Genomic DNA, 22628 nt, shown 5'->3' with positions numbered 1-22628 from the left:
GATCGAGGCGCGCGTCTACACGGCCATTTCGCAGGCGCTGCTCTCCGGCAAGCTGCGGCCGGGCATGCCGCTGCGCGAGCGCAACCTGGCGCAGGCGCTCGATTGCACCCGCGGCGCCGTGCGCAAGGTGCTCGCCCGGCTCGGCTTCGAAGGCAAGCTGGTGCTCGAACCCAACCGGGGCGCGTTCGTCCCGCAACCGTCGCTCGACGCCATCCGGCAGACCTACCGCGCCCGCCGCGTGCTGGAGAGCGGTGTGATTGCGAGCCTTTGCGGGCAATTGAGTGCGTCGCAGCTCGCGGCGCTCGACGCGCACGTCGCGTTGGAAGCCCGTTCGCATGCGCAGGGCACGCACGAGCGCTCGATTCGCCTGGCGGGCGAGTTTCATCTGACCTTGATCGGCATGGCGCAGAGTGTCGAACTCGATACGTTTGCGCGCCAGCTCGTGGCCAAGACGGAGCTTTACAAGGCGCTGTACGATCCGGCGGAATTCATGCATTGCGCGCCCACGGAGCACGCCCAACTCGTCGGCCAGTTGCGTGACGGCAAGACGCAGGCGGCGATTGCGATCGCCACGGCGCACCTCGACGAACTCGAAGCACGCGTGCTCACCCGCGCCGCCGCCGCGGAGACGCCTGACTTCCGCGCCATTTTTGCCGAGGCGTTCGCGGGCACGGGGGCATAGGCTTTCCCCGGCGCCGCGATGGCGCCCCCCACGACACGTCGAGCCGTCGCCCGTCAAGCGGCGCGGCAATCCCGCCACGGGCATGGGGGTCGTCTGGCACACTCCCCTGAATCGGGGGTATATTGCGCCTGTTCGCGACGGGCCTGCGCCCGCCCGCTACTTTCGCCCCCGCCTGACACACTCAAGCACGAAGCCCGAAGGAAGCCCATGTCCCATCTGGTAGTCCACGGCGGCCAGCCGCTACGCGGCCGCATCACCCCCTCCGCCAACAAGAACGCCGTTCTCCCGGTGCTGTGCGCCACGCTGCTTACCGATCAGCCGGTGCGCCTCATCGGCGTGCCCGAGATCACCGACGTTCGCAAGATCCTCGACATCTTCCGTCAGCTCGGCAGCGAGGTGAACGTCGATTTCGGCGCCGGCACGCTCGACATCCACCATCGCGATACCCGCTTCGATCCGCGCACGGACCATCTGCCGGAAGAGATGCGCTCGTCGATCATGCTCGTGCCGCCGCTGCTCGCGCGTTTTGGCGTCGCGCGCATCGAAGACAACATCAAGGGCTGCACGCTCGGTGTACGCGAGATTGATCCGCACATCGAAGTGCTGCGGCATTTCGGCGGACGTGTCGAGCGCACCGAAGGCTCGCTGCTCATCCATGCGGACGAGGCGCGCCCCGCGATCCATCACTGGCTCGATTACGCGTCGGTGACCACCACGGAGAACTTCGTGCTGTGCGCGGCAACGGCCAGGGGCCGCTCGCAATTGAATAACGCGGCGTCGGAACCGCACGTGCAGGAGTTCTGCCGCTTCATGCAGATGCTGGGCGTGCCCATTGAGGGCGTCGGCACGTCGCAGCTCGCGATCGAAGGCGTGGAGCGCTTCGGCGGCGGCGAATTCCGCTTCGCCGAAGACTTTCATGAAATCACGACGTTTCTGGCGCTCGGCGCCATCACCGGCGGCGAAATCACGGTCAAGAACACGGCGCCGGACCAGTTCCCGCTCATCGACCGCACCTTCGCGAAGTTCGGGGTGAAAGTCGAGCATCGCGACGGCTGGTCGACAGCCACCGCGCAGGGCAAGCTCAAGGTGCAAGCGCCGTTCACGCAGAACATCCTCACGAAAGTCGAAGCTGCGCCTTGGCCGTATTTCCCGGTCGACCTGCTGCCGATCTTTATCGCGCTGGGGGTGAAGGCCGAAGGCAGCGCCATGTTCTGGAACAAGGTCTATGACGGGGCGATGGGCTGGTCGACCGAGTTGTCGAAGTTCGGCGCCCATGTGTTCCAGTCCGATCCGCACCGCCTGATCACGTTCGGTGGCGTGCCGCTCTCGCCCGCCGTCGTGGAGAGTCCGTACATCATCCGCGTGGCGATTGCGCTGCTGATGGTGGCGGCCAGCATCGACGGGCAATCGACGATCAAGAACGCCGATCCGATCCGGCGCGCGCATCCGCGCTTCGTCGAGAACCTGTGCTCGGTGGGCGCAAACGTCGTCTGGACGCCGCAGGAGTAAGCCCGCCCTTGGGTGTGCGCTCGTGTCGTTTGCCGGCCCCCCCGGGGGGGCCGGGCTCGCCCTACGGGACACGCCGGCGGTAGACGACCCCCCGATCGCCCCACACCGGTCTTCGCCCCGACGAACCCGACGAATGACCTTACCTGAGCCGCTCGCGCAGGCGATCATCGCACCTTTGCCCGACGGCACATGACGTTTGCCCGACGGAAATTTATTTACCCCCCGCCGACACGCACGCCACCCCGGCGCAGCGCGATCGACGAATGTGAAAGAATGGCGGCCATCATGAGCGATCGCCCCCTGCCCCCACAGCCGCTTGCCACGCATGTCGCCCTTCCTTCGGCCGACGCATGGCCGGCCACACCGCATGCCCGTCAGTTGTCGGGCGCGCGCGTGCTCATCGTCGACGACAACCAGGAAGACCGCATGCTGCTGATGGACTTCCTCAGCCAGCAGGGTTGTCGCGTCTACATCGCGCACGACGGACGCGACGGCTACACCAAGGCCCGCACCGTGCAGCCCGACCTGATTCTCATGGATATCCGCATGCCCGTGTGCGACGGGCTTGGCGCCTGCCGCCTGCTCAAAGCCGACCCCGGCACCCGGCACATTCCGCTGATCTTCCTGACTGCGGCCGCCCTGCCCGGCGAACGTGTGGCGGGACTGACGGCCGGCGCGGTGGATTACATCACCAAGCCTTACGATTTCGAAGAGGTGCGCCTGCGTCTGTCGATCCACCTGAAGGCAACGACGCCCGTTCCAGTGCCGAGCGCGGCCGGCGACGGCAGCAAGCTCGCGCCGCTGCCCGTGCAAGCGCATACGCTCGACGCCGTGTTGTTTCGCGCCACGCGCGCGTTGCTGCTCGACCGTCTCGACGCCACGCCCGAACTCGCCGGCCTCGCCAGCGCGGTGGGCACCAACACGCGCCGGCTCAACCTGGCGTTTCGACGGTGCGTCGGCGTGACCGTGTTCGACTTTCTGCGCGAGGAGCGCATGAAGGAAGCGCGCCGCTTGCTGTCGGAGACGTCGCTCGACGTGCAGGACATCGCCGCCGCCGTCGGATTCGCGAGCGCCGCCAATTTCGCGACCGCGTTTCGCGAGCGCTTCGGCATGCCGCCAAGCGGCTTTCGCGAGCAGGCCGCGCAAGTCCCACACCTGTCCGAGACCGCGGGGGCACCGCCCGCCCCATGAACGTCTTGCCCTTGCGCCTGCCGACGCATGGGCTGCGCCGGACAGTCGTCGTCTGGCTGGCCCTGACGGCCATCCTCGTCGCTCTGGTACTGCGCGCCAGTGCCAGCATGGCCGCACCGCCCTCGCCTGCGTCGAGCGCGCCCATCGATCTCGCGCACGCGGCGTCGCCGCTGGCGCTCGACACCCAATTGCGCTTGCTGGAAGACCCGTCCGGTCGCCTCGACGCCGCGCAGGCACTGGCCGCGCCCGGTTGGCGACAGGTCGTTCCGCGCATGCTCAATCCGGGCTACAGCCGCTCGGCGTTCTGGCTGACGGGCAGTGTCGAGAATCGCGGCACGGCACCGCTCACGCGTTGGTTGAGCGTCGGCATCGTGCGGCTCGAAGACGTGCGCTATTACGCGATGCCGGTCGGCAGCCGTGAGCCGGAGATCCGGTGGCGGGCCGGTCACACCGTCCCGCTCGACCGACACCCGATCACGTCGGAGACCTCCGTCTTCCCCATCACGCTTGCGCCGGGCGAGCATCTGACATTCCTTGTGCGCGTCGAATCGCGATCGTCGGTGAGCATGGTGCCGCAGCTCTGGCGGCCGGACGACTTTCGCTTGGCCGAATCGCGCAATGCGATGATCGCCATGCTGCTGGTGGGGTCCATGCTTTCCGTCGCGATGTACGCCCTCGTGCTCGGCATTGCGCGACGCGATCCCGTGTTCGTGCTGCTCGCGCTCACGACGATGACGCAGGTCGCGCAGGACATGGCGTTTCAGGGCTTCCTGTATCGCTATCTCCTGCCGCAAGGGGGTGAATGCGTCGTGCGGGCGCCGAGTTTCTTCTCGACGCTGACCGTGGCGTGCTTCAGCGCCATGGTGACCATTTTCGCCGGACTGAACCGCGTGCGGCTCTGGCGCTGGACGTATCGCGTCATGATCGGGCTCATGGCCGTCATGGCCGTCTGGGTCGCACTTGGCGATCATCGGGCGGCGGCGTTCACGCACCTGCAACTGCTCATGGTCTTCAACGTCATCTGGGTCGCGTCGCTGGCAGACGGTTGGCGACGCGGCTTCGCCAACGCGCGGCTGTGCCTGCTGTCGTTCTCGCCGGGTTGCCTCGTGCTGTTCTGGCGGCTAGCGATCATCAACGGCCTGCTGCCGGAAGACTGGCTGGCCAATACCGCGATGGCGTGGAGCACGAACATCTCCGTGCTGCTCATGCTCACCATGCTCGTGGCGGGACGTTCGCGCGAACTCGTGCGCGAACAGCGCGCAGCGCAGCGCGAAGTGTTGCAGACGCGTCGCGAAGAGCAGGCGCGGCTCGCCAACGCCGTCGACGCACGCACGCGCGAGTTGCAGGCCGCCCTGATCGCCGCGGACGAAGCCAACAGCGCCAAGAGCGACTTCCTTGCACGCATCAGTCACGATCTGCGCACGCCGCTTACGTCCATCATCGGCTTTGCCGACCTGGTGCAGTCGGGCGGGCGCGAAGACGCCGACCGCGGACGCATCATCCGCCGCAGCGCGCATCACATGCTTGCCATGATCAACGACCTGATCGAATACGCGAGCGGCGGCGCGGCCGACCCGCTGCATGTCGCGCCGGTCTACACCCATGCGTTCGTCGACGGCGTGGCGCACGAGGGCATGAGTCTCGCCAGCAAGCACGGTAACGCCTTCCTGCTCGACGTGCGTGCGCCGCTGCCGCCGCTGCTCGCGTTCGACGCCAAGCGCGTGCGTCAGGTGCTCGGAAATCTGTTGGACAACGCGGCGAAGTACACCGCCAACGGAACGATCACCCTCTCGCTTTCAGCAACGCCGGACGCGACGCGCGCCGATCTCATGCAGGTCTGTTTCGGCGTCGAGGATTCTGGCTGTGGCATCGCCAAGCACGACCTGCCGCGCGTCTTCGAACCGTTCGCGAGACTCGACCGGGCGCGACGCCTGCCCGGCGTGGGCCTCGGGCTTGCCATCGTGCGCCAATGGGTGGAACGCATGGGTGGCACGATCACCGTCGACAGCACGCCCGATGTCGGTACGCGTGTGGCGTTTACGTTGCCGTTGCGCGTGGCGCGCGAGGCCGATCTCGTGCCGCCATGGCCCACCGGCGCGCCCCATACGCTGCCCCCGATCGACGGTCATGGGCGCCACGTCTGGCTCGCCGAAGATTCACCGGAGATCCGGCAATTCCTGCATGACGAACTCGCGAGCCTGGGCTTCACGGTGCGCACGTTCGGCGATGGCGTGGCGCTCATCGCCGCGCTGGGCAATGCGCATCAGACGGCGCCGGACCTCGTGCTCACCGATCACATGATGCCCAACGCCGACGGGCTGGCCGTGGCGCATGCCACGCGCCGCCGCTGGCCCGACGTGCCCGTGCTGGCCGTTTCCGCCTCGCCGCAGATGGTCGAGGGCAGCGGTTACGACGCGTGCCTGCTCAAGCCCATCGAACTCGCCGACCTGCGCAACGCGCTCGCGCGCCTGCTCGGTCTGGCGCGTACCGATGCGCACGAAGGCGGCGCGGACCGGGACGAGGCGAGCCCGATGCGCGACACGTCCTGGGCGAGTCCGTCATGCGAGCATTTGCGCCAGGCCCGGCAGTTGATCGCGATGGGCGCCATGACCGACCTGATGGAATGGGCACGCGAACTGAGCGATCACGTGCCGACACTCGATGGCTTTGCGCGGCAGGTCCATCAACTCGCGCAGCGTGGCGATCTGGCCGGACTGACCGCGCTGTGCCAGGCCCCTGCGGCATCGACGTTCCACTAGGCGCCCGCCAAACGAAAACGGCACGCCCCGGGGGCGTGCCGTGAGACTGACTCGGGAAGCCGGTCCCCTTAGTCTTTGAGCGGCTGGTGTGCCGTCTCGCGCGCGGCCAGGAGCGCGATGGCCGTGGCGGCGAGCGCCAGCGTGACGTACAGCGACACCGAAATCGTCGTGCCGTATGTCTTGTACAGCGTCACGATGATGAGCGGTGCGAAGCCGCCCCCGAGAATCCCCGCGAGCGTATAGGCCAGTGACGAACCGGCGTAGCGCACCCGCGTCGGGAATTGCTCGGTGACGAAGGCTGCCTGCGGCCCGTACATGATCGCGTGAATCACCAATCCGATCACCACCGCCAGCACGATCAGTGCCGGGTGGGACGTATTGAGCAGCACGAAGAAGCCGTATGCCCAGATCACCGCGCACAGCACACCGAAGCCATACACCGGGCGGCGACCCAGCTTATCGGACAGTGCGCCGAACAGGGGCACCGTCAGCGCGTTGCACGCCGTGCCGGCCAGCACGGCCGTGAGCGCGAGCGGACGCGAGAGGTGCAGCGTTCCCGTGACATACGTCAGCGTGAAGACGACCAGCATCGCGTAGAGCACGTCCGAGCCGATGCGCGAGCCGCCGGCCACCAGCAGGTTACGCCAGTGCGAACGGAAGACTTCGGCAATCGGCATGTCCGCCTGACGCGCCGAGTGCTGCATCGCTTCGAACATCGGCGTTTCCTCCACACCGCGACGCACCCACAGACCGAAGCCGACCAGCACGAGGCTCAGCAGGAACGGCAGGCGCCAACCCCACGCGAGGAAGTCATCGGGTGAAATCGACAGCGTGATGAGCGCGATGAGGCCCGTCGCGATCAGCGTGCCGAACGATGGGCCGACTTGCGTCCAGGACGCATTCAAGCCGCGCTTGCGCTGATCGCCATGCTCGACCGACAGCAACACCGCACCCGCCCACTCGCCGCCGAGCGCGACGCCTTGCACGAAGCGCAGGGCCACGAGCAACACGGGGCTCCAGATACCGATCGACGCGTACGTGGGCAGCACGCCCATCAGGCCGGTCGTCAGGCCCATCACCACGAGCGTGAGCACCAGCACCGCGCGCCGTCCGACCTTGTCGCCGAGGTTGCCGAACACGAAGCCGCCAAGCGGCCGCGACACGTAACCCACGGCATAGGTCGACAGGGCGAGAATGGTGCCGACCAGCGGGTCGACCGACGGGAAGAACAAATGGTTGAACACCAGCGCCGCCAGCGTGTTGTAGACGGTGAAGTCGTACCACTCGAGCGTGGTACCCACCATGCTGGCGGTCGCGAGCCGCCCTTTTTTCGGGCTCGCATGGCCGGTGGCGGCAGCGGTGGAGGCGGTGACGGCGTCGGTTTGCCGAGCGTCGCGGGTATCGGAATACGTTGTCATGGATGGCTCCAGGGTGTCTGCGGGATCCACCGGACAGACGGATCCCGCGAGAGGATGGCGGGACGTCAGTCGTCGTTGGCGCCGAGACGCCACAACATGGCAAAGCAGGTGACTTCACCGGCCGGGACCCCGTAGGCGGCGGCGAGCGTTTGCGCGGCGGTGCGCACCGCGTCCTGGTCCGTGCCTTCGATCATTACGACGGCATCGGCAGGTGGCAGCGGCGCGTCCTTGGCGGTGAGCGAGACGGACAGCCTCGGCACGGTGACCTGCAGCGTGGCGCGGACAATACCGTCGCCCTGAGCGAGCTCGGCTAGCTGCGCGCCCAGCCGCGCATGTGCCTGGGCGACGACCGCCTCGCTCAGCACGAACATGGCCAGCATGCCCCCCTGGCCTTCGCCCGCCTCGACGTCGAGCGTGCCGACACGGCGCTGCGTGCCCTGCATGCGCGCGAAGTTGCGCAGCGACCATTCGGTCTGATGCTGGAAAGCTTGGGCGTAAGGGTCGCTGGTGAAGACGGCGGCGTGTTGCGTGCAATAGAGCGCCAGGTAGGGACGCGCGCAGTCGTGCAGGGCCTTGAAGCGACGAGCGAACTGGAAGCCCGGGATGGCCACACGCTCCTGCATGTGTTCGCGGTCGTACCAGCGGTTGAAGTCAGCGTCGAACGCCGGATCGATATTCGTCCAGATGCAGAGTTGGGCGCGGGGAGCAGTCGCAGTCATGAGGCATTCCATCGGTTTCAACAATCGGGAGGCCGGCCAACACGCCATACAAGCGGGTCGACCGTCTCGCCGAGTGTGCAAAACGGGGGAAAACGCGTCCAACAAGAAATCAAATTCGCCGCGACAGCAAATTCTTATGACTGATGTCGGACGCCGGTTGCGCGGGGCAGGTGCGCACCCGGCATCGCGACGGTCAGCGCCAAGCGCGCAAGGCTCAGGATTCGATGGCGCCCCAGGCCGGGGCGGTCATGGCGGCAGCGGGCGGGATGGCGATATCCGGCCCCATGTTCAGGGCAAACTCGCTGGCCGTGCGTTGCGCGAGGCGCGCCACGTTTTCGGCGAGCAGTGCGCCCTGGCGGAACGACCCGACGAACGAGAGATTGGGGAAATGGGCGTTCACGCGCAGCAAATGCAGGCTGTGCTCGCCCAGTTCGCGCTGAATGATGGCTGGCGGCAGCATCGCCACGCCGAAGCCGTCCACGACCAGCCGGATGATGGCCGCGACCGAGGTCATGCAGTTCACGCGCACGGGCCGCTCGGCCGCCACCGAGAACATGCGTTCAAGGGTCTTGTGCGGGCCGGAGTTGCGCGAAAAGCTCACCAGCGGGTACGCCGCCAGATCGGCCACATCGAGCGTTTCGCCTTCGAGATTGAGCTTCGGGCTCGCCACCCAGCGCATCGGAAATTCGGCCAACGGCAAATTCTCGATACCGGCACCGTGCAGAACGTCGGTTTGCAACGCGAGGTCGAGCGTACCGGCTTCGAGTTGCTTGCAAAGACGAATGGTCGTCTCGCTGGTGACTTCGATCTCGAGTTGCGGGTATTCATGGCGAATTCGCGCGGCCAGATCCGGAAACCAGCTATGGACGATCGACTCGACCACACCGATCTTGAGCACCCCCGGCGGCATGTCGGGATCGGTCAACTCGCGTTTCATCTCCTGCCCGAGCATGACGATGCGCTCCGCATACGCCAGCGCCTTCTGCCCGGCCGCCGTGAGCGTGACCTCCCGGGCGCTGCGGTCGAACAGACGCACCCCGAAGCTCTGCTCCAGCGACGCGATCCGGCTCGACACACCCGCCTGCGTGGTGTGCAGACGTGCAGCCGTCAGACGGAAATTACGCAGCTTGGCGAGCCAGACGAAGGTTTCGAGAAATCGCAGGTTCATGCGGTGTGATGGGCGGTCGTGAGTGCCGGGAGTCCCTGATTCTAGCGGGAACAGAAAACCGGCACCCGAAATGGCCTGGCATGCGACATCCGGGAAAGGTTGTTACGGCCGAGCGTTCCCGCCGTGTTTCGTTTCCGTAACGTTTTACGTTGGGCGTCGGTGGCAAGCGGCGCCGCGTCCCTTACAAATCATGCACTTAATCGTCGCGAGAGGCTTGGCACGAGATTTGCTGGATGTCTTGCAACGGCCCGTCGAGGCCGGAGGGCCGAATTTCTGGAGACTGTCATGGCCATCGCCCATTTCCACCGACCGCATCCGACCGTGGAACTTGCTCGCTGCGTGTTCCGGCAGCATTACATACGCATCATGCAGGCCGATCAGCCCGGCAATTATGCGGTGCTGGTCGACGTTTGGCCCATGGACGGCCGGACCTTCACCAGCATCGATCAGGCCAAGCATGCCGCCATGCTGTTCATCCGAGAGATGGAAAGCGACTGAGTCCGCGCAAGCGATTCCGCGCCAGCGGCCTTGGCGCGGTCAACGAGACGAGATCTTCATTGATGAAACATCACGCCACCCGCCACAGCACCGTCGAGCGCCACATCCTGTCCGCTATCCCGCGCTCGGCCCCCCGCCAGCCGGTCGTGCTGGATCCCGCAGGCGACCCTTATGCCCGTGTCGCGGTCGAGGCGTACGCCGAGGCTTGTGCCCATGAGCAGCCATGGCTGGCGGAGGCCCTGCAACGCCAATATCAGTTGGCCGGCGGCACCCCGTCGAGCGCCGCCGCCCTCTGGCGCGCCTTTCACGAGGCACAGCGGCTGGCCCGCGAAGGCCAGTCGTACGATGAAGCCGCCTGGACTCACGTGGCGCTGCATCTGTGCGGCGTGCTGGGGGCGATGAATTTGTAGTGCTCGTGTTTCCGTCACCTCCCATTTGCGCCCGGGAGGCTCGGCACCGTCGACGAAAATGGGGCCGGCCGAGCATTTCTGGCATACTTCGTGCAAAGCAAATTCCCGAAGTCTGCCAGTTATCCCATGAGCAAGTCCGTAGCGCCGGAGCCTCTCGCGAACCGGCATCTTTATGCGAAGATTTTCGGCGCGCTGATTGTGCTTTTCCCCGCCGCAGCGCTCGCGATTCAGCGTGGCGGGAACACGATCATGTTCCTGACCGTGGCATTGGGCGCCGTCATCCTCATGACGGCTCGTCAGCGAGGGGAAGTTTGCTCGCTTATTAAGACGAACCGCCCGGTTCGCGTGTTCGTCCTCTCGCTGTGCCTGCCGTTCTTCGCCGTCCTGATCGTCGAAACGCTCCACGGCAAGGTCGTCGCCAATACGCTCGACTCTCCCGTGCGCTTTCTCCTCGCAGCCATCGTTTTTTTCGGACTGCGCCGAATTGTCGACGTCATGCCCGCGATGGCAGCGGCGGGTACGTTGACACCGCTGGCGGCTGACTACGGCAAGGGCGAGGTTCACAATCAGATCCTGGCTTACGCCGTGGACTACGGCTTGCTGGGTGTGTTGTGCATTCTCGCATTCTCGGCGTCTACCTTGGCCCTGCCTATTTCTTCATTCGCGCCGCCCTCATGGGACTGATGACTGCCGTTGCCTTTGCCGTCTTCGGCTTGACCGTCGAGACGTTCAATCTGAAGGTCGCCGTCGGTTTCTACTCGACGGTGTTGGCGTTGTTCGCAGCCTTCGCCTATCCTGTCGAGCATTCGGTCGACACGGCCGACGACAAGGCCTCAGTCGCCCGGCATTCACGCCCTCCCTCATGCTAAGCATCCTGATCCCGACCTGGAACAACCTGCCGTTCCTCAAGCTTTGCATCGATAGCGTTCGCCGTCATTCCGGCGAGGCGCATGAAATCCTAGTGCACGTCAACGATGGGAGCGACGGCACGCTGGCGTGGGTGCGCGAACAGGGCTTGCGTCACACGCACAGCGTCGGCAACGTGGGGGTCTGCCTCGCGCTGAATCAGCTTGCGCCACTGGCATCGCACGATCAGTTGCTCTTCCTGAACGACGACATGTTCGTCACCCCCGGCTGGGACGCCGCGCTCATCGATGCGGCCCGTACGCTCGACACGCCGATCTATTACCTCTCGTCGGTAATGATCGAACCGAACGCCGGCGTCAGCAAACAAGTGGTATCGCACGACTTCGGCACGACCCCGCAGACGTTTGACGAAACCGCCCTGCTGGCCTTCGCCGCCTCGCTGAACCGCGGCGACGTGAACGGCGTGCCGACGCAACCCACGCTGGTGAGCCGCGGGCTATGGCATCTGGTCGGCGGCTACAGCATCGAATTCGGGCCGGGCATGAGCAGCGACGACGACTTTCTGATGAAGTTGTGGCTCGTCGGTTGGGGCTCGTCGCCTGCCGCACCTTCCGTATCGTGGGCAAAAGCGTCGTTTATCACTTCGGCTGCCGCTCGACCGGACGTGTGGTGAAGAATCGCGGCAGTCGCGAGTTTCTGATGAAGTGGGGGATGACGCAGGCCGAGTTCAAGCGCGACTACCTCGATCTGGCAGGCACGCCGGCCGGTGCCGCGCTGCCTAACGTCCCCCGCCCCAGCGGCAAGAGCCGCATCAAGCGCGCGCTGCATGGCAGCAAGCCTTATCCACTCGAAGATCTCGAACGCTGGGACCCCAACGTGCCGCAGCATTTGAAGCAGGACTGAGCGGCGCAGCCAACGCCCGCCCGTCGGCCGACGCACGTCAGCCGAATGGCGTGAATCCAGCGCGAATGGTCCGAAACACCGAATGTCCGACCATCAATGCCGAGGGTGACGAATTCTCGCCCACGCGTGCTCGACTCGCTGCACCGCGCGATGATTGGGGTGACGTGTCCACCACAGCCCCAACTCCCACACCATCCCGGCCAGCAGCACGATCACGGCCAGGGCACCGATCGTGTACCACATCTCACCAAAAGACGTTGTCATGACGGCCTCCCGAAAGGCATCACGGACGACCCGCGGCCGTCCGTGATTCCATTCTAGGCGACGTAACCCGGCTCGACCGCCGGATCCGCCCTACTTGAGCATGACGTCCGTCTGCCGGCGCGTCAGAGCTGCCCCATGGCCAGCTGCACCGCCAGACTGCTCACCGACACGGCGGCCCATACGCCCAGCCCCAGCAGGATAGGACGCAGGCCGGTCGATGCCATGCGACGCAGGTTCGATGACAGGCCAATGGCCGTGAGGGCGACAATGATCAGGAATTCGGCCGCATCGTGAATCCAGGGTTGCAGTTCAGCCGGCACAAACCCTGCCGTGCGCGCCCCCGATGCGACCAGGAAGCCGAGAATGAACCACGGGAAGATGCGGGCGAGGCTGAAGTTGGCGGCCCCGGCACGCTTGGCGCGGTACGCCACAATCGCTGCCAGCGCCAGACAGATAGGGATGATCAGCGTGGCACGCGTGAGCTTGACGATGGTCGCGTAGTCGCCTGCGGTCTTGCTGTAGCTGTAACCGGCAGCGACCACCGACGAGGTATCGTTGATCGCCGTACCCGCCCACATACCAAATCCCAGATCGGACAGATGCAACAGGTGACCGAGCATCGGGAACAGCACCACGGCCGCAATATTGAACAGGAAGATCGTCGAGATCGCGAACGCCGTTTCGTGGTCGTCCGGCTTGATGATGGGGGTGACGGCCGCGATGGCCGATCCGCCGCAGATCGCCGTGCCGATGCCGATGAGCAGCTTGAGCTTGCCGCCCACGCCCAGTGCGCGGCCCAGCGCCCAGGCCGACAGACCGGCGGCGGTGACCGTCACGGCCGTGACTGCCAGGGACTCCAGTCCCGTATGGGCGACCTGCGACAGGCTCAGGCCGAAGCCGAGGGCGATGATCGACCACTGAAGCACATACTTCGAGGCGAACCGGATACCCGCTTCATAGCGTGCACCGGGCGAGAACACGTTTCGAACGACGATGCCCAGCAAAATGCCGAACACGGGGCCGCCGACCAACGGCATCTGACGCCCCAGCAACAGCGCGACAAATGCGATGACGGTCGAGAGAATCAGACCTGCCCACGGATTCTGACGATCCGGTACCAGCGCGTTGGGACGGCTGGCCGTGGGGGGGTGAGTCGTATCGGTTTTTGTTGTCATCGCAGCCTCTCTTCTGGAATGACTACAAGTCTACGAACGTCGATTCAATAATAAAAATCGTTATATCGGATACGAATTATCTAAAATTACGATAATTATCCCCGCCGCACGTCACGTCCCGAATCGAAGGCGCTGTTCCCCCCGCGTTTGCGCCTGCACTGGCGCATGACACCGAAAGCCAACCCCTGCCGTGAGCCGCTACACTCTCCGAAACCCGAGAAGCGTCGATCAGACCCCCTACCCCGGAGACCGAGCCCCATGTCGCAAGCTGCCAACACCCCCGCGCGCCGCGCACAGTGGTATTTCGATTTCGCGTCTCCCTTCTCGTACCTGCAATTCGAGCGGTTCGACACGCTGCCGCGCTGGCTCGACATCGACCTCAAGCCGATCGTGCTCGGCGCGATCCTTGCCCATCTGCAAACGCAGGGGCCCGCAGAAACACCGCACAAACGTCTCTTCACGTACCGCATGGCGCAGTTCCGCGCCGAGCAAGACGGCATTGCCTACCGAATGCCCCCCGTACACCCATTTCATCCGATCCGTGTACTGCGCCTGGCGATAGCGCTCGGCGCGACCCATGACGTGGTGCGTACGATCTACCGTTTCATTTGGGCCGAAGGGCGCGATGTCACCGACCCGCAGGGCTGGCAGGATCTGAGCGAACGCCTTGGGCTGCGCGCCGACGAAGCCGTCGCCCTGACGGAAGCTCCGGCGGTCAAGGCCGCCTTGCGCGAAAACACTGACGCCGCGATGGCCGCAGGCGTGTTTGGCGTGCCGACGTTCGCGTTCGACGGGGTGCTGTATTGGGGAGACGACGCGACTGCGCTGTTCCGCCACTGCCTCGCTCATCCGGCGTGGTTGCATTCGCCCGATGTCGAGCGCTTGCAACACATCACGATCGGCGTAAGGCGTGAGGGCTGACAACGCGCTGTCTTGCGCTTACTTCGCCCCGCCCAGGACCAGCGGCAGGGGCACGGCGTCGGCCATGGCGGCGTAGCCCGCATCGCTGGGGTGGGTGCCGTCGCCGCTATCGAGACGCGGCAACATGCGCGTGGGCTGGGCGGGATCGCGCAGCGCGGCGTCGAAATCGATGACGCCGTCAAAGGCTCCGCTCGTTCGCACCCATTGGTTGACGGCGTCACGCACCGCCTCGCGCTCGGGCGGCAGTTTGCCCGGCGGGATGGTCGTGCCGAGGATGCGAACGTGGCGCGAGCGCGCGGCGGCGATCAGCGATTGATACCCCGCGATCATCTCGGGTGCGGTCACGATCACATGCGGCACATCGCAGTCGAGCCCCGCATGGGGCGGCACGTAACCGAAATTGATATCGTTGATGCCGATTTGCACGACGACGGTTCGCACGCCGGGCTGTTCCAACGCGTCGCGCCGGAAGCGAGCGACGAGCCGCTCGCCGTAGCAGGCCGAATCGTGCAGCAGGCGATTGCCGCTGATGCCGAGATTGAGCACGGCAATATCGCGCCGTCCGGCATTCTCGAGCCGCCGCGCCAGCCCATCCGGCCAACGCCGATTCGCATTCAGCGTGCTGCGCATGCCGTCCGTGATCGAGTCGCCGATGGCGACGATCGCTTGTGCGGGCCGCTCCGGCACCACGCTGACGCCGGCCAGCCAAAGTGTATTCGTGAAGCGCTTCGGATAAGCCGATGCCTGTGCCGCATCGACAAAGTCACCGGCGCCACTCAGAAACGCCGTCTCCTGCGCAATCTTGTGCCAAGTCGTCGGGGGGGTGGCTTCGCGCGTGAACAGGCTGACCGCCAGTGGCGTTCCGGCGCGAACTGCGAACGGCAACGGGTCGCTCTCGAGCGAGGCCCCCGGTGCGATCCGCGCCGTCGGCTGAGCGCCGAACGTCATCTCGCGCAGACTACCGGCATCGACAGCCGCGCCGCGTAGTGCCACAGCGAGGCTCGCCCGCTCGATCACCAGCGGCTGCGTGCCGTAAGCGTTCGAAAAACGCACGCGGACTTCACTGCCCGAGAGTGTTGGATAGACGATCTGACGCACGGTACGCCCGCCCACGGCCGGCGCTCGGTTGAACGACGGCGCCGCTGGATGTTGCGCCACCGCTTGCGGTGCCGTCGCCCACACGCCGACGCGCGCGTTCTGCGCGAAGACCGTCGTCGCCGCAGCCGTCGCCACGATAGCGAGCAGTGCACGGATCAGGACAACAGGTCGCGCACGGCGCAGGCGGGCAGGCATACCGTCGGCAGCGGAAGACCGGGAAATCAGAAACGTCGGGAGCATCGGGACAACGTGGGCAGTTCAGCCGGAATCGCCCGGCGGCAGCCGCCATTGTGCCTGATTGTGGTCGCTGGCAAAGGTTGACGTCACTACCGAGGGGACCACGGCCCCCCAGGTTTGGCAGAGCGAAACGGGATGTGTCGTCGCTCAGCGCGTGGAGATCACGATGGCAACACGCCGGTTCTGGGCGCGGCCGGTCGCCGTGCTGTTATCCGCAACGGGATTGCGCTTGCCTGCCCCGATCGTCTGAATGGCTGCACGCTGCATGCCCGCCTCGACCAGCACGTTGGCCACCACGTCGGCGCGGCGGGCGGAAAGCTGCTCGTTGTAGGTATCGCTGCCCACTGAATCGGTATAACCATAGACACTCACGCTGTTCAGGCCAACCTTCAGGAGCGTGCGGCCGATGCGAGCCACTGTCTGGCGCGCCGCATCGTGAATCACAAACTCGTCGGTATCGAACAACACCTTGTCGGACAAGCCGAACTCCCAACCGTCTTCGGTTTGCGTAAAGCCTTCAGATTTCAGCGCCGCGATCTGCTCGGCCGTCAGGCCGTGCACGGGCGTGGTCTGGCAGCCCGCCAGGGCGGCAAATCCCACCAGACACACCAGCCCCATCAGCCTGCGAGCCAACGCCTTCCATCGAGCGAGGGCGCGAGCGCCATGGGCCACCATTGCGCGGTGCGAAAGGTCAGAATGCGAGTCGTGCGTGTCGTGCGTTTCAACAGCGAAGTCCAAAGCAGATCCCCATGGCAGTGTGTCATCCGGTCGTCAATTATGGTTATGGTGTTCATCCAGCATGGTGCAATTCACGTTGGTTCACCCTTTGGGACTCCCCGCCACAAACCAGGTGCCAACGCCAGCACGCTTGGCCTGATACATGGCCGCGTCCGCCGTGCGCAGCAGCGCGGCGGCGTCCTCGGCGTGGGTCGGGTACAACGCGACACCGATACTCATCGATGTGACGATTTCGCCGCCATCCGGCAGCACAATCGGTTTTTCCATCGCCACGAGCAGGCTCTGCGCGAGACGCACGGCATTCGACGTCTGTCGCACGCCCACGAGCATGACGGCGAACTCGTCGCCGCCCAGACGCGCCACCAGATCGCCCTCGCGCAGCGGCTGGCGCAGACGCTCGGCAATGGTCATCAACACCACGTCACCCGCACCGTGCCCTCGCTGGTCGTTGATTTCCTTGAAACGGTCGCTGTCGAGATAGAGCAGCGCGACGTGCGTGCCCATTTCGCGCGCGTCGGCAAGCGCCTGCATCAGGCGCGATTCGAAATACGCCCGGTTCGGCAGCCCCGTCAGCCGATCGTGATTGGCCTGGTGCGCGAGCGTGGCATTTTGCGCGCGCAAGTGATTCTGCCACCCCTCGAATTCGTCGAGCAGTGCGTTGAAGTCATCGCCGAGTTCCTTCAGTTCGGCCAGTGGCGTCGCCGCCACGCGCTGATGAAACGCTCGCTCGCGGCGCACCGCGTGCGCCACTTCCGCCAGTGCCCGCAACGGTTTGACGATATCGCGGTGCATCCGTTTGGCCAGGACGTTCGCCACGGCGAACGTCACCAGCAGGCAGGCGAGCACGCCGCCCACCCCGCTCAGCAGGAAAAGGAAGAACTGATGCCCCTGCCCCTGCACATCGATAGTGCCGACGACTTTTCCGTCATGACGAATCGGCATTGTCACGGGTCCGGGCAGCGCGACGTTCGCGATCACGCGCTCGACTTGTGTCAGGGCGCCGCCGTCCGGACGACGCCACTGCGCGAACGGCGCATTGTTCGCATCGAACACCCGCACCTGAGCAAGGTCCTCGTCGCTCGCGATGAGCGCAATCGCTTCCTGAGCCGCCAGGCGGTCGCCAAACACGACCGCGGCCTCCGTAGTGTAGGCAAGCGAGCGCCCGATCAGCAGAAGATTGTTCTCGGCATACGCGCGCAAGGCGATCCATGCCACCAGCGACAGCGAGACCGCTGCGAGCACGACGGCGGACACGGCCAGGCGCAAGTGGGTACGGCGCAGCATGCCCTGCAACGACGGCCGGCGACCGCGCATCGGGTCGGGCGCCGCGACATGCGATGTCGCCAACGGCAGCTCACGTTCGCCTTCGGCCGACGCATCGGCAGGCAGCAGGCCGGCGACCGACGAGGCGCCGGGCGGCATGGGCGGGGATGAAGGACGATGGGTCGTCATGGTGTCCCCGGCTTTCGTGCCAGCTTGAGCACGTTGGGGTGGACACGAACGCCACTCCGCGCAACGGTGTCGAGGTTGATGTCGAACGTCACTCGCTCCGTATCGACGTTCAGGCAGAACATGACCCCGAGCGTGCACGAGTCGTTCCGCTCGCTGATCGTCAGGATGGGGTGACCGGCGAGGTTCGCCAGCAATTGCCGACGCTCGGTGTCACTCACGGCACCCAGATACAACGCGTCGCACAACGAACCAATGGCAGGCTCCGTCACCGCAACACGCTTCGCCTCGACCGGCAAGCCCAGGGTGGGCAACGACCCGGCGAGCAGATCGCGCGCGTAGTCGGTATTGCCAACCACACACAGTCGCACCTTGGCGGGGTCCGTCGGCCAGCGGGTGAAACTGATGATGCCGAGCACCACCTGTCGCACGTTGGCGTCCCGCACGTTGGGTGCAGCGGCGGGCTCCGGCGTCTGTGCAAATGCGCTGCCGAACGTGGCCCAGCACACGAGCCACAGAAAACACGCCAGGGGCGCGCGCAGACGAAGCGGCATCTGACGTTCTCGCCAGAGGCCCCGGGTCATACCGCTCGTTGATGTCCACGCGTTATGCAACGCTCTCTTCCTTTTGCCGAATGTCGGTGGTGGCGGGCACGTCACGCGAGGCTTGACCGGCGTGCTGCGCAAACCCGCGTGAATCAGGCCGCATCATACCGAAGGGATCGCGCTCGGGCCATAGAAATACCCCCGGTCGCCCCCGCCGTGGGCGGTGTTTTGCCGTCGCTGGCCGCCGCGATTCAAGGCGCGCCTGCGGCGGATCGCAGCCCACAGCATGCGCGTGCCCACGCATTTTCGGAACCCCCATCGCCCCCGCGTTTTCCCTTGCCCGCGCGCGCGCTCCTCATGGCAGAATGGTACGCACAACCATTTGAAAAACAAAAGAAATTTGGCGATCCGATCTCTCGATTTTCGAGATAAAAATCGCGACGCCAGGGAGGTATTGCATGACGTTCCTGAAGTCCGGCTTGGCCGGCTTTCGGGGGGACCGGGCATGAACGATCCCGTGCCTCGTCGGGTGCCCGACGTACAAGCCGAGTTGAGCCGCGCCGCGCTCGACAGTGCGCCCTATGCCATGTTCGTTTGCACGGACGACGGCATGCTCGAGCGAATGAACGGCGCGTTCACGCGGCTGACGGGCCATCGCCCCGATGACCTGCTGGGCAAGCGCAGCTTCCTGTCGTTGCTCGATCCGTCCGAGCTGACGCGTCGTCGCCTGCCAGCGCTGGCCAGTCTGTCGGCCACCGAAGCGGTACCGTACGACGACGAATGGCATCTGCTCACACATGTGCGCAGCTGGCTGCCCGTACGGCTGGCGCTTTCCTGCGTCGAACATGCCCCCGGCGAACGACGCTGGGTGGGCATCGTGCTCGACCTCTCGCAACAGGTGCAGGTGGCGTCCCGGCTCTGGTACGTCACGCATCACGACCCGGTCACCCAGTTGCCCAACCAGACGCTGCTCAACGAACGGCTCGAACTGGCGATTCATCGGTGCGCGCGCCAGCAGGTCGGGCTGACGGTTTTGCTGGTCGAACTCGATCACCTGCGCCAATTGCGCAGCACCTTCGGTCCACCGACCGCAGAGCTGGCGCTGCGCATCGCCGCCGAACGCCTGCGCGAAGCCAGCGGCCCCGAAGACGCCCTCGCGTGCCTCGGCGGCAGCCGTTTCGTCATCGTCACCAACGAAACGGGCGACGGCGCGCGTCTGTTCGCCGCTCGAATTCAGGCACGGCTCGCCCAATGGGCCGACGTCGACCAGAATGCCGTCGCGCTCGACGCGAGCATCGGCTTGGTCAGCTATCCCGAACACGGCCATACCCCCGACACGCTGCTGCGCCGAGCCCACATTGCGCTGGGTATCGCCAGCGCCGCCGGTGGCGGACTGCGCGTCTTCAGCAGCGAGATGGACGCGCAGACGCGGCGGCGCAACGAACTCGAGAGTCTGTTGCGCGTCGCGGTGCATGAGCAGGCGCACACGCAACTGCATCTCATGTACCAGCCGCAAGTCAGTCTGTCCGACGGCGAGATCCGCCACGCAGAAACGCTTCTGCGCTGGCGTCACCCGGCGCTGGGGGTCATCGGGCCGGCAGAATTCATCCCGATCGCGGAAACCTCGGGACTGATCCTGCCGCTGGGCGAATGGGTGATGCAAACGGCCTGCCGCGAGGCGAGCCGTCTACTGCGGCGGTGCGGCCATCTGCCGCGCATCTCCGTCAACGTGTCGGCGCAGCAGTTTGCACGGCAGGACGTCGTGGGCATGGTCGAGCGTGCCCTGAGCGCGCATGCGCTGGAACCTCGCCACCTGGAGATCGAGATCACGGAAACCGTGCTGCTCGGGGACTCGAGCGCCGCGGTCGGTTGTCTGCGCTCACTGCACGACATGGGTGTCGAGATCGCCGTCGACGACTTCGGCACGGGGTATGCCAGCCTCGCCTATCTGACCCGTTTCCCCGTCAATCGCCTCAAGATCGACCAGACTTTCGTGCGCGACATGCTCACGCATGCCCACAGCCATGCCATCGTGAGCGCGATTGTTGCGATGGCCCACTCGCTCGGCCTGCGCGTGACGGCCGAGGGCGTGGAGACGCAGGCGCAGGCCCAGCGGCTCACAGAGCTGGGGTGCGACGAAGCGCAGGGATTCTGGTTCGCTCGGCCGGTCGACATGGGCGGCTTTTATCACATCGTGGCACCGCTGGGCAGCGGCGCGCGACGCTGACGCTCGCCGCCGAGCCGCGATTGTTGCCCCCGGCCCCGCTATTTGCGCCGACATGGCGTGTCAAGACTCGCGCGCGTCTTGAGAACGCGGTATGTTACGTCGCGAAGGGACTCCCCCGAACGACGTTGCAACGAGGATTATCGCCATGAAGACCAAAGCCGCCATTGCCTGGGAAGCCGGCAAACCCCTGACCATCGAGGAAGTCGATCTGGAAGGGCCGCGCGCCGGCGAGGTGTTGATCGAGATCAAGGCCACCGGCATCTGCCATACGGACTACTACACACTCTCCGGCGCCGATCCGGAAGGTATCTTCCCCGCCATTCTCGGGCACGAGGGCGCGGGCGTCGTCGTCGACGTTGGTCCGGGCGTCACCACCCTGAAGAAAGACGATCACGTCATTCCGCTGTACACGCCCGAATGCCGTCAGTGCAAGTTCTGCCTGTCGCGCAAGACCAATCTGTGCCAGGCGATCCGCAGCACGCAAGGCCGCGGTCTGATGCCGGATGCCACGTCGCGCTTCTCGCTCGACGGCAAGCCCATCTTCCATTACATGGGCACGTCCACGTTCTCTAACTACATCGTCGTGCCGGAAATCGCCGTCGCGAAGGTGCGCTCGGACGCGCCGTTCGACAAGGTCTGCTACATCGGTTGCGGCGTGACGACCGGCGTGGGCGCCGTGGTCTATTCGGCGAAGGTCGAGGCAGGGGCGAACGTCGTGGTGTTCGGCCTCGGCGGCATTGGCCTGAACGTGATCCAGGGCGCGAAGATGGTCGGCGCCGACAAGATCATTGGCGTCGATATCAACCCGGGGCGCGTGGCGCTCGCCAAGAAGTTCGGCATGACGCACTTCATCAATCCGAATGAGGTCGAAAACGTCGTCGACACGATCGTGCAATTGACCGACGGCGGCGCCGATTACTCGTTCGAGTGCATCGGCAACGTGACGACCATGCGTCAGGCGCTCGAATGCTGCCACAAGGGGTGGGGCCAGTCGTTCATCATTGGCGTGGCCGCCGCGGGTCAGGAGATCAGCACGCGTCCGTTCCAGCTGGTGACGGGCCGCGAGTGGAAGGGGTCGGCGTTCGGCGGGGCGCGCGGTCGCACCGACGTGCCGAAAATCGTCGACTGGTATATGGAGGGTAAGATCAACATCGACGACCTGATCACGCACACGCTGCGTCTGGACCAGATCAACGAAGGCTTCGATCTGATGAAGCGCGGCGAGTCGATCCGCTCGGTCGTGCTGTACTGATCGACACGTTTCGAAGGCGCTGTTCCGCCCGCGCGTCACGGGTGCCGGACGCACCGCCGTCACGACAAGGAGACGGACATGAAGACATGGACTTTGCCGCTCGTGCTCGCGGGCGCCATGATGCTGGTCGCGCTGCCGGAGGCGGCGTCGGCGCAGTCCGGGCAGGCGGTGATCAACGCGCCGGCCAACGTGCGCGCCGGTCCGGCCGTCGATTTCCCGGTTGTCGCCCAGACCGGCGCGGGCATGCCCGTGACGGTCTACGGCTGTCTATCCGATTACTCGTGGTGCGACATCGGCCTGCCCGGCGCGCGCGGCTGGATCTACGCGGCGCTGCTCAGCTATCCGTATCAGGGCAGCCCGGTGCCCGTGCTCAACTACGGCCCGATGATCGGGCTGCCCATCGTGACGTTCTCGATCGGCGCGTACTGGGGCAACTATTATCGTGGCCGGCCGTGGTATCACGATCAGCGCTACTGGCAACGCCCGCCCCCGCGACCGCGGCCGCCGGGGCACTACTATCCAGGTGCCGGACCGCGTCCGCCCGGGGGCCACTATCCCGGCGCAGGGCCTCGCCCGCCGGGACCGGGGGCCGGACCGG

Annotated in this window: 21 protein-coding genes and 1 pseudogene; 13 read left to right on the top strand and 9 right to left on the bottom strand. The window is 65.6% G+C overall.

What is annotated here, in order from left to right; all coding sequences use genetic code 11:
• The 4 genes from A985_RS23705 to A985_RS0100820 form a co-directional block, all read left to right on the top strand.
• The coding region (locus tag A985_RS23705; RefSeq protein ID WP_017231541.1) for an FCD domain-containing protein at positions 1 to 682 on the top strand (682 nt) is incomplete at its 5' end.
• A gap of 207 nt (positions 683 to 889) precedes the next feature.
• Positions 890 to 2191, top strand: a complete 1302-nt coding sequence (locus A985_RS0100830; RefSeq protein WP_017231540.1) for a UDP-N-acetylglucosamine 1-carboxyvinyltransferase — start codon at positions 890 to 892, stop codon at positions 2189 to 2191.
• 285 nt (positions 2192 to 2476) lie between these two features.
• Entirely contained in the window at positions 2477 to 3382 is a 906-nt protein-coding gene (locus A985_RS23700) for a response regulator (protein WP_157211308.1), read from the top strand.
• Positions 3379 to 6141 (top strand): hybrid sensor histidine kinase/response regulator, encoded by a 2763-nt coding sequence (locus tag A985_RS0100820; RefSeq protein ID WP_017231538.1) that lies wholly within the window; start codon positions 3379 to 3381, stop codon positions 6139 to 6141. The genes A985_RS23700 and A985_RS0100820 overlap by 4 nt, the downstream gene beginning before the upstream one ends.
• Positions 6142 to 6209: 68 nt before the next feature.
• Here the strand turns inward: A985_RS0100820 and A985_RS0100815 are convergent, their stop codons facing one another.
• From A985_RS0100815 to A985_RS23695, 3 genes are all read right to left on the bottom strand, one after another.
• On the bottom strand, positions 6210 to 7559 hold the full coding sequence (locus A985_RS0100815; RefSeq protein WP_017231537.1) for an MFS transporter: 1350 nt from the start codon (positions 7557 to 7559) through the stop codon (positions 6210 to 6212).
• A 65-nt stretch (positions 7560 to 7624) separates the two neighbouring features.
• Positions 7625 to 8278 (bottom strand): DUF4286 family protein, encoded by a 654-nt coding sequence (locus tag A985_RS0100810; RefSeq protein ID WP_017231536.1) that lies wholly within the window; start codon positions 8276 to 8278, stop codon positions 7625 to 7627.
• 214 nt (positions 8279 to 8492) lie between these two features.
• Positions 8493 to 9446 (bottom strand): LysR family transcriptional regulator, encoded by a 954-nt coding sequence (locus tag A985_RS23695; RefSeq protein ID WP_017231535.1) that lies wholly within the window; start codon positions 9444 to 9446, stop codon positions 8493 to 8495.
• A gap of 285 nt (positions 9447 to 9731) precedes the next feature.
• On the opposite strand from A985_RS23695, the gene A985_RS0100800 reads away from it, so the two are divergent.
• The 5 genes and pseudogenes from A985_RS0100800 (at position 9732) to A985_RS23685 (ending at position 12124) form a co-directional block, all read left to right on the top strand.
• On the top strand, positions 9732 to 9944 hold the full coding sequence (locus tag A985_RS0100800; protein ID WP_017231534.1) for a hypothetical protein: 213 nt from the start codon (positions 9732 to 9734) through the stop codon (positions 9942 to 9944).
• Positions 9945 to 10006: 62 nt separating this feature from the next.
• Positions 10007 to 10354 carry a hypothetical protein gene (locus A985_RS23690; RefSeq protein WP_017231533.1) on the top strand — a complete coding sequence of 116 codons (348 nt, stop codon included), beginning with the start codon at positions 10007 to 10009 and terminating at the stop codon, positions 10352 to 10354.
• A 126-nt stretch (positions 10355 to 10480) separates the two neighbouring features.
• Positions 10481 to 11038 (top strand): hypothetical protein, encoded by a 558-nt coding sequence (locus A985_RS0100790; protein WP_026131515.1) that lies wholly within the window; start codon positions 10481 to 10483, stop codon positions 11036 to 11038.
• On the top strand, positions 11029 to 11223 hold the full coding sequence (locus A985_RS0100785) for a hypothetical protein (protein ID WP_017231531.1): 195 nt from the start codon (positions 11029 to 11031) through the stop codon (positions 11221 to 11223). The genes A985_RS0100790 and A985_RS0100785 overlap by 10 nt, the downstream gene beginning before the upstream one ends.
• Positions 11217 to 12124, top strand: a pseudogene (locus A985_RS23685) (glycosyltransferase family 2 protein). The gene A985_RS0100785 and the pseudogene A985_RS23685 overlap by 7 nt, the downstream one beginning before the upstream one ends.
• 93 nt (positions 12125 to 12217) lie before the next feature.
• Here the strand turns inward: A985_RS23685 and A985_RS27990 are convergent.
• Together A985_RS27990 and A985_RS0100770 are read right to left on the bottom strand one after the other, a co-directional pair.
• A complete protein-coding gene (locus tag A985_RS27990; RefSeq protein WP_157211307.1) occupies positions 12218 to 12388 on the bottom strand; it encodes a hypothetical protein in 171 nt (56 codons plus the stop codon).
• Positions 12389 to 12510: 122 nt separating this feature from the next.
• Positions 12511 to 13563 (bottom strand): YeiH family protein, encoded by a 1053-nt coding sequence (locus A985_RS0100770; protein WP_017231530.1) that lies wholly within the window; start codon positions 13561 to 13563, stop codon positions 12511 to 12513.
• A 258-nt stretch (positions 13564 to 13821) separates the two neighbouring features.
• On the opposite strand from A985_RS0100770, the gene A985_RS0100765 reads away from it, so the two are divergent.
• Positions 13822 to 14484: a 2-hydroxychromene-2-carboxylate isomerase gene (locus tag A985_RS0100765; RefSeq protein ID WP_017231529.1), complete on the top strand. Its 663-nt coding sequence runs from the start codon at positions 13822 to 13824 to the stop codon at positions 14482 to 14484.
• Positions 14485 to 14502: 18 nt separating this feature from the next.
• On the opposite strand, the gene A985_RS0100760 is transcribed toward A985_RS0100765, so the two are convergent.
• From A985_RS0100760 to A985_RS0100745, 4 genes are all read right to left on the bottom strand, one after another.
• A complete protein-coding gene (locus A985_RS0100760) occupies positions 14503 to 15777 on the bottom strand; it encodes an SGNH/GDSL hydrolase family protein (RefSeq protein ID WP_017231528.1) in 1275 nt (424 codons plus the stop codon).
• Positions 15778 to 15966: 189 nt separating this feature from the next.
• Positions 15967 to 16452, bottom strand: coding sequence for an OmpA family protein (locus tag A985_RS0100755; protein WP_232424479.1), 486 nt, complete (start codon positions 16450 to 16452; stop codon positions 15967 to 15969).
• A gap of 186 nt (positions 16453 to 16638) precedes the next feature.
• A complete protein-coding gene (locus A985_RS0100750; RefSeq protein WP_026131512.1) occupies positions 16639 to 17871 on the bottom strand; it encodes a diguanylate cyclase domain-containing protein in 1233 nt (410 codons plus the stop codon).
• Positions 17872 to 18005: 134 nt separating this feature from the next.
• Entirely contained in the window at positions 18006 to 18560 is a 555-nt protein-coding gene (locus A985_RS0100745; protein WP_017231525.1) for a YfiR family protein, read from the bottom strand.
• A gap of 496 nt (positions 18561 to 19056) precedes the next feature.
• Here A985_RS0100745 and A985_RS0100740 point away from each other — a divergent pair, with 496 nt between their 5' ends.
• From A985_RS0100740 to A985_RS0100730, 3 genes are all read left to right on the top strand, one after another.
• Positions 19057 to 20778: a bifunctional diguanylate cyclase/phosphodiesterase gene (locus tag A985_RS0100740; RefSeq protein WP_017231524.1), complete on the top strand. Its 1722-nt coding sequence runs from the start codon at positions 19057 to 19059 to the stop codon at positions 20776 to 20778.
• 145 nt (positions 20779 to 20923) lie between these two features.
• The gene (locus tag A985_RS0100735) at positions 20924 to 22030 is read left to right on the top strand and encodes an S-(hydroxymethyl)glutathione dehydrogenase/class III alcohol dehydrogenase (protein WP_017231523.1); all 1107 of its coding nucleotides are present in this window, start codon (positions 20924 to 20926) and stop codon (positions 22028 to 22030) included.
• 78 nt (positions 22031 to 22108) lie between these two features.
• A partial coding sequence (locus tag A985_RS0100730; protein ID WP_017231522.1) for an SH3 domain-containing protein occupies positions 22109 to 22628 on the top strand: 520 nt, incomplete at its 3' end.

Origin of the sequence: Pandoraea sp. B-6, from assembly GCF_000282835.1 — a bacterium.
In the GTDB taxonomy this organism is placed as follows: Bacteria; Pseudomonadota; Gammaproteobacteria; order Burkholderiales; family Burkholderiaceae; genus Pandoraea; species Pandoraea cepalis.
The sequence above is the reverse complement of the archived record's forward strand: the minus strand, read 5'-3'. Positions and strand labels throughout refer to the sequence as shown.